A 15,031-nucleotide genomic window follows, 5' to 3' on the forward strand; every position below is an offset into this window, starting at 1 on the left:
CGAGAAACCGGGGCACGGGGAAGGAGGTTGGACCACGCACACCGACGAACGCACGCGAGCCCCCCATCAAGCCCGTCCGGCGCTCAAGGACAAGGCCGCAAGCCAAAGACCAAGCCCGTCCGGCGTTTGAGGACGAGGCCGCAGGCCGAAGATCAGCCTGTCCGGCGCCTGAGGACGAGGCCGCAGGCCGACACACCCCGCCCAAGCCAAACGCAGTGGCGTAGCTTCGTTTCATGAACGACATCTCCCCCTACACCGCCACCCCCGCCCGCTACGACACGATGGAGTACCGCCGCTCCGGCAGGAGCGGCCTGCGGCTGCCCGCCGTCTCGCTCGGCCTCTGGCACAACTTCGGCGACGACCGCGCGCTCGACTCCCAGCGCGCGATCCTGCGCCGCGCCTTCGACCTGGGCGTCACCCACTTCGACCTGGCGAACAACTACGGCCCGCCGCCCGGCAGCGCGGAGCTGAACTTCGGCAAGCTCTTCGCCCAGGACTTCGCCCCCTACCGGGACGAGCTGATCGTCTCGACCAAGGCGGGCTATCTGATGCACCCCGGCCCGTACGGCGAGTGGGGCTCCCGCAAGTACCTGCTGTCCTCGCTCGACGCCTCCCTGAAGCGCATGGGCCTGGACTACGTCGACGTCTTCTACTCGCACCGCTTCGACCCGGACACCCCGCTGGAGGAGACCATGGGCGCCCTCGCGTCCGCGGTCCAGCAGGGCAAGGCGCTGTACGTCGGCGTCTCCTCGTACACCAGCGAGCAGACCGCCGAGGCCGCGCGGCTGCTGCGCGAGATGGGGGTCCGTCCGCTCATCCACCAGCCCTCGTACTCGATGATCAACCGCTGGACCGAGGACGACGGCCTGCTCGACACCCTGGAGGCGGAGGGCATGGGCTGCATCTCCTTCGTGCCGCTCGCGCAGGGCCTGCTGACCGGCAAGTACCTGAAGGGCATCCCCGAGGGCTCGCGCGCGACCCAGGGCAAGTCGCTCGATCCCGGGCTCCTCAGCGACGAGGTCGTACGCCGCCTCAATGGCCTGAACGACATCGCGGCGCGGCGCGGCCAGTCGCTCGCGCAACTGGCGCTGAACTGGGTGCTCCGGGACGAGCGCATGACGTCGGCGCTCATCGGCGCGTCCAGCGTGCGGCAGCTGGAGGAGAACGTGGCGGCCCTGTCCGGACCGAAGCTCACGGAGGCGGAGCTCAAGGAGATCGACACCTTCGCGGTGTCGACGCCGGGGACGAACATCTGGGCCGGTCGGAGCTGACGGCGCGGTCCGGCGCGCGGCCCCGCGCCCGGCCTCACGGCCGTGGCGCGGGCGGCCGCCGGGCGACCAAAAGAAACGGGCCGGTCCGTGGGGGGGGAGACGGACCGGCCCGAGGGGGGGTTTCCACCATAACCCTTCGTAAGTGCTTCGCGGGGCATCGGCGTGCCACCACTACTCTCCGAAACCGCCCGGCGACTGCTTGGCCCCCATTCCCCACCGGTTTCCGGCCCTCGCGGCGGGATCCGACCGCCGGAGGCGGTAGCTCCGAAGGGTGACGCGTGTGCGGGGCGCGCGCTTGACGCGCCGGGCGCTAGCGTCGCTCCATGGCGACGTTGACGGTGCCCGGCTCCGGGAGCCCCTTCGTGGTCCCCCTGGAGGTGGCGCACTCGCCCCGCGCGCGGCGGCGCGGGCTGCTCGGCCGCGAGGGCGTCCGGGGCGCTCTGCTGCTGCCGCGGACGAGCGCGGTGCACACCCTGGGGATGCGGTTCGCGGTGGACGTGGCGTACCTGGACCGGAGGTCGCGCGTGCTCGCGGTGCGGACGATGCGGCCCGGCCGGGTCGGCCTGCCCCGGCTCCGGGCCCGGCGCGTGCTGGAGGCGGAGGCCGGAGCGATGGCGGGGTGGGGGGTCCGCAGGGGCGTGCGCCTGGTGGTGGATCTGGACGGACCGGCGCGGAACGGCGCCTAGGAGCACGGTGGGGCGCTCGCCCTCGGGCCGAGCACGCACGAGGCCGCGCAGCCCCCTCCACTGCGCGGCACCCGCCCCGCGCAGCTTTGCGCACGCGAATTAGCGTTGGTCCGAACCTACGCGAGTCCGGCGACCGAATCGAGCCGGTGCACAGAACAATCGATAACAATGTTGAATCGACCGCCGGGGCGCATCGGAGTCGCCCCGAATTGCCCGAATTGACGTATGGGGCACCGGGCTTCGGGGCGGGGCCCGCCGGGCCGCGCGGCGCGGAGCGCGGGCGCCCCGGGCTACGGCGACGCCCGGCCTCAGGCGCCGCGCGCGACCGCGGCGGCGGCCTTGGCCTCCTGGTTGGCGACCAGGCGCTCCATGTTCGCGTCGCCCCACAGGCCGAGCGGCTCCAGGGCCCGGTTCAGGGACTGGCCGAGGTCGGTGAGGGAGTACTCCACCTTCGGCGGCACCTCGCGGTAGACCTCGCGGTGCACGATGCCGTCCGTCTCCATCTCCCGCAGCTGCTGGATCAGCATCTTCTCGCTGACACCGGGGACGTGCCGCCGCAGCTCCCCGAACCGCAGGGTGCCCCCCGCGTACAGCGCCCACAGGATCAGGGGCTTCCACTTGCCGCCGACGACGTCCACGGCCGCGTCCAGACCGCACACGTACGGTCCCCTGCCCTTCGCCATGCGCCAACTCCTCGTCCGGGTACGGCCACTGCCTCACTTACCGGATCGACAGTACCGCCGGACCGCGGGTCAGCGCTTGCGCGCGTCGAAGAGGTGCCGGGTGCTGTGGGCCACGAACGGCCCTTCCTCCTGGATCAGCTCGTGCAGCTCGCGCAGGCGCGGCCGGTACGCGTCGACGGTGAACCCGGGCACCATCCACACCACCTTCCGCAGGAAGTGGACGACGGCCCCGACGTCGAAGAACTCCATCCGCAGCCGCTCGGCGCGCAGCGACACCACGTCGAGCCCGGCCGCCTCGGCCGCGGCCCGCTCGCCCTCGGGGTCCCGCGCGTTCCTGACCTCCTCCGGCTGCTCCCCCAGGAAGTACTCGACGAGCTCGAACACGCTGCTCGGGCCCACGTGCTGGGCGAAGTACGTGCCGCCGGGCCGCAGCACCCGCGCGATCTCCGCGAAGTGCGGCGTGACCGGATGCCTGCTCGTGACCAGGTCGAAGGCGCCGTCCGCGAACGGCAGCGGCGCGTCCTCAGCCGAGGCCACGACGACCGCGCCGCGCGGGTGGAGGAGCGCCGTCGCCTTCGCCACGTTCGGCGGCCACCCCTCCGTGGCCACGGCGACCGCGGGCAACGAGGGCGCCGACGCCAGTACCTCCCCGCCTCCCGTCTGCACATCGAGCGCGGCCTTGGCCCTCCCGAGCCGCTCCCCCATGGCCCGCGCGTATCCCCACGAGGGCCGCGCCTCGGTGGCCCGGCCCTGGAACCAGGAGAAGTCCCAGCCTTGGGTGGGGGCGGCCGCGGCCTCGGCGACCAGGTCGTCGAACGTACGGGAACCGGTGGGCGCGCTGTGACGGGAGGTGCTCATGCTCCGATGCTCTCAAGCACGGCCGAGCCCTGCCCGGAATTACGTGCGGGCCGCCGAGAGGTGCCGGGTGAGCCGGTCGACGTCGCCCCAGGCGGCGGGGTCCGTGCCGTCGCCGAAGCGGTAGTGCAGCGCGGGCTCGGCCGCGGGCCCGAGCGCGGTGGGCCGCTGCGGCAGCGGTGCGCGACGGGCGTGGGCGCCGCCGACCGCGCGCACGTCGGCGGCGCCCAGGGTGAAGGAGACGGGTGCGGGCGGGTGCTGGAGATGGGCGGGGGCCGTGAGGTCGGCGCGGGCCGGGTGCAGCGTGACGAGCAGGGTGCGCAGACCGTGCCGGGTCACGAGGGCCTCGGCGAGCGGCTCGACCGCGTCCAGGGGCGCCGGTGTGCCGGCGGCGAGGCCGAGGGCGAGGGTGACCTCCTGGGCGAGGCCGGTCCTGGTGCGCTGGACGCGGAGGGTGGCGAGCGCGGGCCGGTCCCGGTGGCCGACGGCGAGCAGATGGCTGGGGTCCGGGGCGCGGTCGCGGGCCAGCGCGGTCAACTGCCGGGGCGACCAGGGCAGGTTGATGGGCTCGGCGGTGCCCCACCCCGCGGGGGCGGCGCCGGTGAGGTGCTGCCAGGCGGCCTCCAGGCCGCGGCCAAGGACGAGGTCGGGCGCCGGGGCGTGGTGGGTGCGGAAGGAGACGGTGAGCTGCCGCTCGGCGGTGGACCCGGGTGGCCTGAAGGCCTGCGCCACGGCGGGGCCGCCGTCCTGGTCGGGGGCGGGGGCGAAGGTGCCGTCCTGCCAGCGCAGCACGGCTCCGGACAGGCCGTCGTAGTAGCCGTCGTCGGGGTCCTGGACCACCCAGCGGTTCGGCGGTCCTGTGAGGGCCGTGCGCAGGGGCAGGCTCAGGCGGGCGTGCGGCGGCGTGACGATGTGCAGGGCGCGGCCGGAGGCGACGGTGGCGCGCAGCACGTGGGAGAGCCACGCGGTCAGCGCGACGACAGGCCGGTCGACGATGACGACCGCGGTGGAATCGGTAAGCACGTCGACAGCGGGCAGGGCGCCCTCAGGGGCCGGTGCCGCCGTGATCTCACCGTCGTCGGGGGTGTCGACCACCCGTACGGTGGCGGCGCCCGGGGGCCAGCTGGTGCCGCCGAGCAGCAGCGTGAGACGGCCGCAGAACGACCCGGCGAGGTCCTCGGCCTCCGGTACCGCCGTCGACGCGCGGGCCTCGGTCCACCAGAACGGCACCTCGGGCACCGCCACCTGGGAGCCGAGGAGGCGCTCGGCCTCGCCCGGGGTGTGGACGACGACGGGCGCCTCGACCGACACCAGCCGTCGGCCCGTGGGCGTGCACAGGTGGATGACCGCGTCGTCGGCACTCGTGGTCACGCCCAGGTCCGGACCGCCCGCGTGGAGCCCAGCCAGGAGGGCCATCGGGTCGGGCATCGCGGGCGTCAGGGCGATGACGTCCTTGGTCACGGCGTCTCCTCGGCACAGGCTTGCGGGGTCAGGGCCGTCTGGATGAGCCGGGGGCGGTGCCCGCGGCGGATGAGGGTGCCTCGGCCGGGGGGCTGCGGGGAGGGGTGGATTCCGGGGAAGAGCTGGCCTTCGCCGCGGTCGCCGGTCATCAGCAGGGAGGTGGCGCCGGTCTCGCGCAGGGCGGTCAGGAAAGGCTCGTACAGGGCGCGGGAGGCCCCGGCGACGCGTCGGGCCACGACGAAGTGCAGGCCGATGTCCTGGGCCGAGGAGACGTAGGGGAGGAAGGGCGCCAGGGGCTGCTGGCCCGCGGTGGTGAGGATGTCGTAGTCGTCGACGAGGATGACGATGCGCGGGCCGGTGAAGGCGGCCTCGCCGGTGTCGGGCAGGTCGGGGTCCGCGGTGTCCGGGAGGCGCTTGTCGAGCTCGCCCGCGATGCCGGTGGCGAGCGCGGCCGCCAGCTTGGCGTTGTGGGCGTAGCCGCCGCGGTAGGGCTCGGGGACGTGGCCGCGCAGGCCGCGGCGGGGGTCGAAGACGCCGAAGACGACTTCCTTGTCCCCGTACCGCGCGATGAGCTGCCGGGTGATCAGTTTCAGCAGGTTGGTCTTGCCGCACTCGTTGTCGCCCAGGACCAGCAGGTGCTGATCGCGGTCGAAGAGGTCGAGGCGGACGGGGCCGAGGGTGTCCTGGTCGACGCCGATCGGCAGGTGGTCCGGCTCGGCGGTGGGCGAGGGCAGCCGCGCGGCGGGCAGGCCGAGCGGCAGTACGCGGACGGGGGCGGCGGGTTCGCCGTGCCAGGTGGCCGCGACCGTGCGGGCCGAGGCCTCCAGGGCGGCGCCGAGGTCGCTCGTCCCGGTGCCGCCGTCGGTGCGGGGCAGCGCGGTCTGCGCGAAGAGCTTGCCGTCGGTCAGGGCCCGGCCGGGGGTGCCCGCCGTGAGCGTCTCCGCGAGCTTGCGGTCGACTGTGGAGTCGGTGGGGTCGTTGAGGCGCAGCTCGACGCGCGTGCCGAACAGGGACTGGGTGGCGATGCGGACGTCGTTCCAGCGCAGCATGCCCGCGACGACGTGGATGCCGTAGCCGCCGCCGCGCTTGAGCAGCTCGGCCACGGCGTCGTCGAGGTCGTCGAACTCCTCGCGCAGCGCGCCGAACCCGTCGACGAGCAGGACGAGGTCCGTGGAGCCGAGCTCGGGCAGCGCCCCCTCGGCGCGCATCCGCCGCAGCTGGTCGAGGGAGTCGATGCCGTGCGCGCGGAACAGCTCCTCGCGCAGGGCGAGCTGGGCGGTCATCTCGGCGACGGTACGGGCGAGACGCTCGCGGTCGGCGCGGGAGGCGACGCCCCCGACGTGCGGCAGGCCCGCAAGCGCCGAGAGCCCGCCGCCGACCAGGTCGAGGCCGTACACGGCGACCTCGGCGGGGGTGTGCGTGAGGGCCAGCGACAGCGTCAGCGTGCGCAGCAGCGTGGTCTTGCCGGACTGCGGGCCGCCGATGACGGCCACGTGGCCGCCCGCGACGTTCAGGTCGAGCGTCCACAGCCCCTGCCACTGCTCGGCCGGGTCGTCCAGGACGCCGAGCGGCACGCGCAGGCGGCCGCGGGACCGGGTGAGGTGCAGGCCGCGCTCGGAGACGCCGAGCGGTCCGGCCGCGGCGTCCAGGGCGACGGCGTCGGGCAGCGGCGGCAGCCAGATGCGGCGCACGGGCGGGGCGGCGGTGGCGAGCTGGTCGACCATCGTGGACATGACGGTGGGGCCGGTCTCCCGCTCGCGCCCGCCGGTCTCCCGCGCGGCAGTGGTGTCCCGCGCAGGCGCGTTGAAGGCGGAGTAGACCCAGGCGCGGGGCCGTTCGTCGGCGGCGTCCTGCGGGGCGGGGCCGGGCCGGGCCCCGGAGACGTACCCGGCCTTGAAGCGCGTGTACGTGGACGTGTCCACCTTCAGATAGCCGAAGCCGGGCAGCGGCGGCAGCTGGAAGGCGTCCACCGTGTCCAGGACGGTCCGCGACTCGTCCGCGGAGAACGTACGCAGCCCGAGGCGGTAGGACAGATACGTCTCCAGGCCCTTCAGCTTGCCGCTCTCGATGCGCTGGCTCGCCAGCAGCAGATGGACGCCGATCGACCGCCCGATGCGGCCGATGGACAGGAAGAGGTCGATGAAGTCCGGCTTGGCGGTGATGAGTTCACCGAACTCGTCGATGACCACGAACAGGTGCGGCAGCGGCTCCAGGCCCCGGCCCGGCTCCTTCGCGCGCAGCGCGGCGTAGTGCCCGATGTCGGCGACGTTGCCCGCGTCCTTCAGGACCCGCTGGCGGCGCTTGATCTCACCGGCGAGGCTGGTGTGGACGCGCTCGACGAGGTCGGCCTGGTTCTCCAGGTTCGTGATCACTCCGGCGACGTGCGGCAGGCCGGTGAACGGGGCGAAGGTCGCGCCGCCCTTGTAGTCCACGAGGACCATCGCCAGGTCCTCGGGCGCGTGCGTGGCCGTCAGGGCGAGGACGAGCGTGCGCAGCAGCTCGCTCTTGCCCGACCCGGTGGCCCCCACGCACAGCCCGTGCGGCCCCATCCCGAGCTCGGCGGACTCCTTCAGGTCGAGCAGCACCGGCTCGTGCCGGTCGTCGAGACCGATGGGAACGCGCAGGAAGTCCCGCTCCCCGCGGGGCGCCCACAGCTCACCGAGGTCCAGGTCGGCCGGATCGTCGACACCGAGGAGGGCGGGGAAGCCCACGGGGCCGGAGACGGGGGTGCCTTCGGCGGCGGATTCGGGGGTGAGGCGGAGGGGGGCGAGGAGACGGGCCAGGCCTTCGGCACCGGCGGCACTCACCTCGTCGGCGAGGCCGTGGGAGCGGCGGCGCTCGGGGGCACGGTGGCCTTCGGGGGCGCGGTGGCCTTCGGGGGCGCGGAGGTCCTCGACGGTGACCTGATCGCCGTCGACGGTGATGCGGACGCTCACCTCGTCCGGCTCGTGTATCTGCTCGGCCAGCAGGTGCAGCACGGTGATACCCATGTCCGCGATCCCCACGGCGGCGTCCGGGAGGGGCAGCTCCACCGCCGTCTCCCCGTGCACATCGCTGACGGCCAGCATCCGGTCCGCCATGAGCAGCGCCCGCTTGTCGGACAGTCCACGGCGTACCTCCGCGGCGTACGAGGCGCGGCGACGCAGGTCGGCGGCGCACAGCCGGGCGAGCCCGTCGAGGTCGGGGGCGATGCGGCGGACGGCGGCGGGGTCGTCGTACGCCTCCGGGGCAGCGTCCGGATCCAACACATGGGGCAGCCACTTGGCCCACTCCCAGTCGGCGATCCGGTCGCCGGGCACGCCCAGGGCGATCGCCACGTCGTCGGGCGCGTGCGTGACGGCCGTCTGCACGAGCAGGGCGCGAGCCACCCGCAGCACGCCGTCCCGGTCCCCGATCACACTCACGTTGCCCGCCCGGTCGAGGGGCACGGTGAGCGGGAAGTCCGGCGCGACGGCGAAGCGGGCCTGGAGCGCGCGGGCCTCGTTGAGCATGAAGGGGTCGGGGGGAGTGAGCACGCCGCTCCCGCTGTTCTGTCCGACCACGACGTCCTGCGCGGGGACGTCACCGGTACCGACGCGCACGTCCAGGAAGTCGGCGTCGGCTCGGCGGCGCTCCCAGCGGCGGGCGGGATCCCGGACCAGGTCGTAGAGGGCGGAGGGCGGGGGGTTGAGGAGGCGTGCCCGCGCCCGGGCGTCCCGTTCCCTGCCGCCGAGTTCATGGCGCTGCTCCTCCACGTACTCCAGGTACCGCTCGCGCTGGGTACGCCGGGTGCGCTGCGCTTTGCCACGCTGCGACAGGAAGAGGGCGACCGCGCCGAGCAGCGCGAACACGAGCACCACCGCGCCGAGCGCGGCGAACTGGCTGGAGCGGATCACGGTCATCATCACGACCGAGCCCATGACGCCCGCCATGGGCAGCAGGGCGGTGGCCGCGTTGCCCATCTTGCCCTCGGGCAGGTTCGGGGGCGGCTCGATGACGTGCTGGGCCGGGGCCGTCGGGGGGCGGGTGGAACGGGCCGGTCGGTGGACCAGGTGGTGGGTCATCGCGGGCTCCCGGCGGGCGTCGTGCACCTGCGTCGCGTCATCGTCGTCTCACCGCACCCGCACCGCGTGCCGCATCGCCTCGGCCGCGAGCTGGGCGGCGGCCCACCGGGTGGCGTCGCCGAGCCGGGCCGGATCGATGGCACCACCGCCTGCCAAATGGCGGTCGTACGGTACGAGCACGACAGTGACCCCGGTCTCTCGCAGATGCGCGGCGGCGGCCTTCGCGTTCAGTGTCGTGTCGGGAGAAGCGGCGGTGAGGGCGACGACAGTGGTGGCGAGGGCCGAGTGCGGCAATTGCCCGAGCCAGTCGAGGACCAGTCGTGTGCCGCCCACGCCCTCGGGCGTCATCGGAGCGACGACCACGCGGGCGTGCGCCGTGTCCATGGCGGTCCGCGCGACTGCCCCCGGAAGCGTCTCGCAGTCGACGACGGTCACGGCGAAGTAGCGGCGCAGCGCGAGGGTGACGGTGCGGTACGCCGATACGTCCAGCGGCGCGCCGACCTGCCCCTGGCTGCCGGGCAGCAGCCAGCCCCCGTCGCTGACCGGCACCAGATAGCCCGTGATGTCGGTGAGTTGCATGGCGGGCGTGAGGATCCGGGCGAGGTCGCCGCACGCCCAGCGGACCGACTCGGCGCCCATCCGCACCGGAAGGGTGCCGAGCGCGGCGTCCGCCTCCAGGGTGAGCACCGGGTCATGCCGGTAGTGGGTGAAGGCCCGGCCGAGCAACGCGGCGACGGTCGTCTTGCCGACGCCGCCCCGGATGGAGGTCACGGCGAGGACGCGCCCGGTGGTCACGGGCTGCTGGATCTCCTGGGCGGTACGGGACTCCTCGGCGACCTCCCGCGCGGCGGACGCCGTGAGCCTGCGGAGCGTACGCCCCGTCCGGCGGAGCGCGGAGTCACCGTGCTGCGGGCGGCCTTGGGCGAGGGCCAGGCGGGGGTCGAGGGTCGGCGTGGGCTGGGGGACGGGGCGAGCCGGGGGCGGCGGGACGGCCGGGGCCGAGGCCGGGTCGGGGGCGGGGGCACGCGTCGGGTTCACGGCCCCGGGGGCCGGGGTGACCGGAGCGGCCGGGGAACCCTCCGTCCCGGAAGCGTCCGTCGCCGCAGGCACGACCGGCGTGCTCTGCTCCGCCGTGCGTGCCACGGCCGTGCCCGCCTTCGGACCAGTCTGCTCCGAAGGCGCGTCACCCGGCCCCGCGTACGTGCTCAGCTCCCGCAGCACGTCGTGCTGCCAGTTCCGTCCCTGTGCCATGTCCGCCGCCTCCTAGGCGAAGGTGTCGAGGAGACGTCCGTACACACCGAACACGCCGAGCAGCAGCGGCACGAGGGCGATCACACCCACCGACTCCAGCAGGTCTCCGGCGCGCCGCAGCCGTACGCGTACGTGCTCGGCGGGACGTACGGCGAGGACGAGCAGCGGTGCCGCCACGAGCCCGGCGAGCAGCGCGAGCGGTCCGGCCGCACCCGACTGGTCGAGCCACACCCAGGCGAGCCGCGCGACGACGACGCCCGCGGCGGCCAGCAGGGCGGCCACCTCACCGACCAGCGGGAAGGCCCGCGCTCGCAGGGCGAGCACCAGAGCCGTCGCCACGGCGAGGAGCACCGACCACACCGACACCTCGCCGAGCACCAGCGCCGCGGCGACGGCCGCGGACCCGGCGAAGACGAGGCTCGCCAGGGCGAGACCCCGGTGCGTGACGGCGAGAGCGACGCCGACCTGGTACCGGCTGACCGAGACGCCTGCCGACCGCCGGTCGTCGAGCCCGGACAGCCCGGAGGTCATCAAGGCGAGCCGCGGCAGCACGCCCAGCACGACCACTGACAGAACAGCCAGCACGGCTCCGGCGCGCACCGCCCCGCCATCGCCCCGCGCACCGAGGGCGATCTCCCACGCCGTGAGACACCCGAGGAGCGCGCCACCGCCGACGAACGCGCCCCGCCCCAGCGGGGTGCACCACCCGAGCAACAGCAAGGCGCAGGTGAGGGCTCCGCCCACGGCCGCGAGCCGTTCGGGCGTCGACCATCCGTCGGCGTCCGCGAGGCACCAGGCTCCGAGGGCACCGAGGACACCGGTCATGCCGATCAGAGCGGCGGCGATCGCCGTACGCCGGAGCCGTCCGCACACCACGCCGCCCGCTCCCGCCACGGCCGCCGCCGCGAGCAGCCCGACACCCGCCCGCCCGGCGGCGAACTCCTGCCGGGCCAGCACCCCGGCGACCAGGGCCCAGGTGACGGCGGCGACCCCACAGACCACGCTCCGGGCCCGCGGCCCCCACCGCAAGGCGCGCACATCCACGTCGTCGGCGGCCTCGTCGGTGACGTCGTGTACGACGGGCGCGGAGGGCGCGTCCTCCGCGCGGACCAGCCGGAGCACCGCCCCGTCGGCGACACCGGCGGACTCCAGCGTGGCGTCCTGCGCGAGCGCGGTCCCGTCGACACCGACGAGATAGCGCAGTTGAGGTCGCTCACCCACCTGATCGCCGAGCAACCGCAGGATTTCGGGCAGCAGCAGTCCGACCGGCTCCCGAGAGGGCAGTACGAGATCCACCCGCCGCCGCTCCCCCACCAGGGTCACCCGGCTCAACGCCAGCGCCCCTTGACTCCGGCCACGGCTCAACGCCCCCGCAGATATCACAAGTTCGAACCTATCACCGAGAAGAAGGAGCCCGAGCGGGCGTTTCCGTCGCACCGGGCGGCGAAGAATGCGATACCGGCGACGAAACCCCCGGCCTCTCCTTCATCACCCGGTTCGAGACAAAGGACCACCCCACGCAGCCCGCACACAGCACGGCCGCGATCACGATCCCTCCGAGCACCTTCCCCAACCGCTCATCCACGGACCGCCGCTGCCGCTCCCGTCCGAACAACAACGCGTCCCGAAGCCGCCGCCGCCGAACCGAAACGGACTCCAGCAACTGACTGTCGTAGTCCTGGGCTGCCATACCTGTCCCCTCTTCACCCCAGCCCCGGCAAGAATGAGCGATTACTCGGGCGGCGTGGGCTGCTTCGCCCCACCCTCGAAGAGGTACGCATACATTCCCTGCAAGTATTCATACAGAGAGTCCTCGTCAGGGAACTCGATATCCGTCAACCGCTCATAATCAGCAAGGGTGACGCTGCGCTCCCGCAACAGGTCGACGAACCCCTTGCGCACCCCTTCCACAAAAGGTTCACCGAAAGCCAGCAGAGTGGGGCGCAATGCGCCGCTCACCTCGTAAGCCTGCTCATAATGCAGGTACGTCTTAACAAATCTCTCGAGCTCTGCGTTCACACGGCTCCCTCTCTGTACGCGCAACGACACCCCTAAGGGTGGCGACCAGGGGCTGGATTCGGATACATCGTATGCAACTCCCACTGCCCATTTCGCATATGATAGACCACCTTGATGGTCCCACCAGTGAAGTCAACTGGCAGAAATTCACTCGGATTTGCCGGATTCCGGTAGAAGCCGGTGAACCTCTCGTGCCCCTTGGGGCCCAAAATCTCCGCTATCGGCGTCTCCGCGGGAGGCACACCCTGCCGAAGCTGATTCCGGAAGTAGGCATCCGCGATGACCATATCCTCCGCGTCATCGAACCTGGTCGCGTAGGGCCCGACCCGGTGGGCCCTCCCACTCACACCATCCGTAGTGGTACCCGTCAACGGATCGATGTTGTTCTCCGACTTCAGCAGCCCGGGGGCTCCTGAATTGGGGCCGTAGAGCTTGGGTGCTCCGTTGGCATCAGTCTTCACCGTTCCCAGACGGTCGATCAGCGCTTGGTCATTCGGGTGGAGGTGACGCCCAGGCGCATGCCCTTCGCCTCCTTGCCGGTCATCCAATTCCTTGATGCGGTCGTCGACGGCCTGCGGCTCCAGGAGGGAGTGTTCCCCTGCGGGCATGCCCTGCGGCAAGGCGCCGTTCCCGCCGGAAGGCCCCCCGGTATGGGGTGCCGCCCCAGAACCGTGAGCAGTTCCAGCGGTCGGATCAGAGCCACTGCCAGACGCATGGGCGCTGTGGGACTGGGCCGCAGAACCGGACCCTCCATGGTGCGCCGAGGAGGAGTGGTGCGCCGAGGGCGAGTGGCCGTCGTGCGCCCCGCCCCCAGGTGCGTGTGGACCAGCCTCACCCGAAACGCCACGAGCCGCTTCGCCCCCAGGCAAACCGTCACTCGCCCGGCCGACCACACCGTCACCCGCGTTCGCTCCGGCCAGCGCCAGCTCACGCTCAGACGCACGCGCGGGGGCCAGCGTCCTTCCCTTGGACTCGGCGACCCGCTCCTTGGAGGAGAGTTCCGACGGAGCGTCCTCTGCCCTTTGAAGAACCTTCCCGTGCTTGTCGAGCACCGTCCCATCACTCGCCAGATAGACCGTGCGGCCCTTTTCCCCGACGTACGGCACCGCGTCCCGAGGCACAGCCGCAGGACGCACGGGAGCCCGCACGCCGTCATCCGCCAAGCTGGAGGAGCGGTCCCCCAAGTCCAGCCCCGTGCCCACCCGGCCATTTCGCAGGGGCCCGATCAGATCCCCGACCTTGGTCACCCCGAACTGAACGCCCTTCGCCGCGTACGTGAAGGGGTCCACCGCCCGGCCCACCTTGCTGACGGCCGAGATCGTCTTCGCTGCCGCGCCGCCCTTGGCCGCGGCGCCCGCGCCGCGGGTCGCCGCGATGGTGAGTGCGTTGAAGCCGACGAGGCCCGCGGCCCGCGCCGGGTTCTTGCTCCACTGGTCGTACGCGATCAGGCCCTTGCCGGTGTCGACCACGGCCCGGCGCGAGTCCCGTAGCCAGCCGGGCAGTTGGTCGTCCTTGGCGAGCCAGAAGACACCGGCCGCGGGGCCGATGCTGAGGGTCAGGCCGGTGGCGAGCTTGCCCAGGTTGGTCCACGCCTCCCCGGCCGCGCCCCAGCCGTCCGCGCCGCCCAGCGTGCCCAACGCCTTCGCCGCCCCGCCCAGGCCGTCGACGAAGAAGCCCTTGCCGACGTCCTTCGCCTTGTGGAGCAGCCAGTCGACGCCGTCGCGGTCCTTCTCGACCGTGCCGCCCCAGGGGAACTCCTCGGCCTGGTCGAGCACCTCGTCGGTGTAGCCGTACGTGTCGCAGCTGCTGGTGCCGTCGCTGCTGGGCCGCAACTGCACGCCACCGACGAGCCTGGTGATCTTGTTGTGGCAGTCGATCTCGGCCGCGTGGAAGGCCTGGGTGGCGGCCTTGACCTCCTCGACAAGGCGGTTGTTGTGGTCGCGCTTGTCGTCGTCCTTGCGCCAGTCGTCGTCGGTGGAGACCTCGTCGATGTAGAAGGCGCTGGCCTCGGTCTGGAGCTGCTTGAGCTTCTTCGCGATCGGCCGTACCTCGGTCGCGTACGCGCTCAGCGCCTGCGCCACCTTCTCCAGGTCGTCGGCGAACGCGTCCGTCTTCGTCTTCACCGGCTTCGTCGAGGCGAACAGCTGCTCGGCCTCAGGGGCCTCGTAGAACGCCGAGAGCCCCTGGAAGTCGGTGTGCACGTCCCCGCCCGCGTCCCGGAACCGCGACGCCTCGCCGCGCAGGTCCGAAACGTCCCGCTCCAACTGCTCCAGGTCACCGGTGAACTGCGGGATGGCGTTGGGGTCGATCGGCTCGTTGCTCACCTCTTGCCGCCCCCACCACCGCCGTGGGCGCCGGGCAGGTCGGGCACGATGCCGTTGATGGCGTCGCGGTTCCTGCTCGCGGCCATCTTCAGATCGCCCTCCACGTACTCCTTCGTGGCCAGGTGGGCGCCGAGCAGGGAGCTCGCGGCGCGCCGCGAGATGTACTCCAGGTCGTCGTTCCACCGCCGGGCGAACACCCCGAGGGCGGAGGCCACCGGGCCCTGCTTCCCGCCCCGGCCGGGCTTTCCGTCCCCCTCGTGCCCGCCCTCGGCGATCGTGCCCGCCGACGCCGCCGCGCTCGGCAGCGTCTTCTGCATCTCGCCCCCGGCCTTCGCCATGCGTTCGGCCGACGCCCCGGCCCGCCGCAGCACGCCACCGACCCCACCGGGCTCGATGTCCCACGCCGTCACCACACGCCCCCTAGATCCCCGTCATCCC

The 15,031-nt window shown here is 72.9% G+C and carries 12 protein-coding genes; 2 read left to right on the forward strand and 10 right to left on the reverse strand.

From position 1 onward, the window contains the following. Window positions 1–233 precede the first annotated feature (233 nt). Together mgrA and ACIG3E_RS00995 are read left to right on the forward strand one after the other, a co-directional pair. Window positions 234–1,271: an L-glyceraldehyde 3-phosphate reductase gene (gene mgrA / locus ACIG3E_RS00990; RefSeq protein WP_399609690.1), complete on the forward strand. Its 1,038-nt coding sequence runs from the start codon at window positions 234–236 to the stop codon at window positions 1,269–1,271. Window positions 1,272–1,594: 323 nt separating this feature from the next. After that, window positions 1,595–1,957, forward strand: a complete 363-nt coding sequence (locus tag ACIG3E_RS00995) for a DUF192 domain-containing protein (protein WP_399609692.1) — start codon at window positions 1,595–1,597, stop codon at window positions 1,955–1,957. A 308-nt stretch (window positions 1,958–2,265) separates the two neighbouring features. On the opposite strand, the gene ACIG3E_RS01000 is transcribed toward ACIG3E_RS00995, so the two are convergent. The 10 genes from ACIG3E_RS01000 to ACIG3E_RS01045 form a co-directional block, all read right to left on the reverse strand. Then, complete coding sequence (locus ACIG3E_RS01000; RefSeq protein WP_399609694.1) at window positions 2,266–2,640, reverse strand: winged helix-turn-helix transcriptional regulator; 375 nt, start codon at window positions 2,638–2,640, stop codon at window positions 2,266–2,268. A gap of 69 nt (window positions 2,641–2,709) precedes the next feature. Continuing rightward, window positions 2,710–3,498, reverse strand: a complete 789-nt coding sequence (locus ACIG3E_RS01005; protein WP_399609696.1) for a class I SAM-dependent methyltransferase — start codon at window positions 3,496–3,498, stop codon at window positions 2,710–2,712. A gap of 39 nt (window positions 3,499–3,537) precedes the next feature. After that, window positions 3,538–4,956, reverse strand: coding sequence for a DUF6177 family protein (locus ACIG3E_RS01010; RefSeq protein ID WP_399609698.1), 1,419 nt, complete (start codon window positions 4,954–4,956; stop codon window positions 3,538–3,540). Further along, on the reverse strand, window positions 4,953–8,999 hold the full coding sequence (gene eccCa, locus ACIG3E_RS01015) for a type VII secretion protein EccCa (RefSeq protein WP_399609700.1): 4,047 nt from the start codon (window positions 8,997–8,999) through the stop codon (window positions 4,953–4,955). The genes ACIG3E_RS01010 and eccCa overlap by 4 nt, the downstream gene beginning before the upstream one ends. 48 nt (window positions 9,000–9,047) lie before the next feature. Continuing rightward, complete coding sequence (locus ACIG3E_RS01020) at window positions 9,048–10,250, reverse strand: hypothetical protein (RefSeq protein ID WP_399609702.1); 1,203 nt, start codon at window positions 10,248–10,250, stop codon at window positions 9,048–9,050. A gap of 12 nt (window positions 10,251–10,262) precedes the next feature. Then, complete coding sequence (gene eccD / locus ACIG3E_RS01025; RefSeq protein ID WP_399610724.1) at window positions 10,263–11,588, reverse strand: type VII secretion integral membrane protein EccD; 1,326 nt, start codon at window positions 11,586–11,588, stop codon at window positions 10,263–10,265. Between the two features lie 58 nt (window positions 11,589–11,646). Continuing rightward, entirely contained in the window at window positions 11,647–11,940 is a 294-nt protein-coding gene (locus ACIG3E_RS01030; RefSeq protein ID WP_399609704.1) for a hypothetical protein, read from the reverse strand. Window positions 11,941–11,981: 41 nt separating this feature from the next. Further along, window positions 11,982–12,269: a hypothetical protein gene (locus ACIG3E_RS01035; protein ID WP_399609706.1), complete on the reverse strand. Its 288-nt coding sequence runs from the start codon at window positions 12,267–12,269 to the stop codon at window positions 11,982–11,984. A gap of 32 nt (window positions 12,270–12,301) precedes the next feature. Beyond that, window positions 12,302–14,593, reverse strand: a complete 2,292-nt coding sequence (locus tag ACIG3E_RS01040) for a hypothetical protein (protein WP_399609708.1) — start codon at window positions 14,591–14,593, stop codon at window positions 12,302–12,304. Further along, on the reverse strand, window positions 14,590–15,003 hold the full coding sequence (locus tag ACIG3E_RS01045; RefSeq protein WP_399609710.1) for a DUF6507 family protein: 414 nt from the start codon (window positions 15,001–15,003) through the stop codon (window positions 14,590–14,592). Before ACIG3E_RS01045 ends, ACIG3E_RS01040 begins: the two co-directional genes overlap by 4 nt. Window positions 15,004–15,031 lie beyond the last annotated feature (28 nt).

This window comes from Streptomyces sp. NPDC053474, from assembly GCF_044544845.1.
In the GTDB taxonomy this organism is placed as follows: domain Bacteria; phylum Actinomycetota; class Actinomycetes; order Streptomycetales; family Streptomycetaceae; genus Streptomyces.

What these genes read in the sequence shown, in the direction of transcription:
- mgrA (WP_399609690.1), top strand. Translation starts at nt 234, where the DNA reads ATGAACGACATCTCCCCCTACACCGCCACCCCCGCCCGCTACGACACG.
- ACIG3E_RS00995 (WP_399609692.1), top strand. Translation starts at nt 1,595, where the DNA reads ATGGCGACGTTGACGGTGCCCGGCTCCGGGAGCCCCTTCGTGGTCCCC.
- ACIG3E_RS01000 (WP_399609694.1), bottom strand. Translation starts at nt 2,640, where the DNA reads ATGGCGAAGGGCAGGGGACCGTACGTGTGCGGTCTGGACGCGGCCGTG.
- ACIG3E_RS01005 (WP_399609696.1), bottom strand. Translation starts at nt 3,498, where the DNA reads ATGAGCACCTCCCGTCACAGCGCGCCCACCGGTTCCCGTACGTTCGAC.
- eccCa (WP_399609700.1), bottom strand. Translation starts at nt 8,999, where the DNA reads ATGACCCACCACCTGGTCCACCGACCGGCCCGTTCCACCCGCCCCCCG.
- ACIG3E_RS01020 (WP_399609702.1), bottom strand. Translation starts at nt 10,250, where the DNA reads ATGGCACAGGGACGGAACTGGCAGCACGACGTGCTGCGGGAGCTGAGC.
- ACIG3E_RS01030 (WP_399609704.1), bottom strand. Translation starts at nt 11,940, where the DNA reads ATGGCAGCCCAGGACTACGACAGTCAGTTGCTGGAGTCCGTTTCGGTT.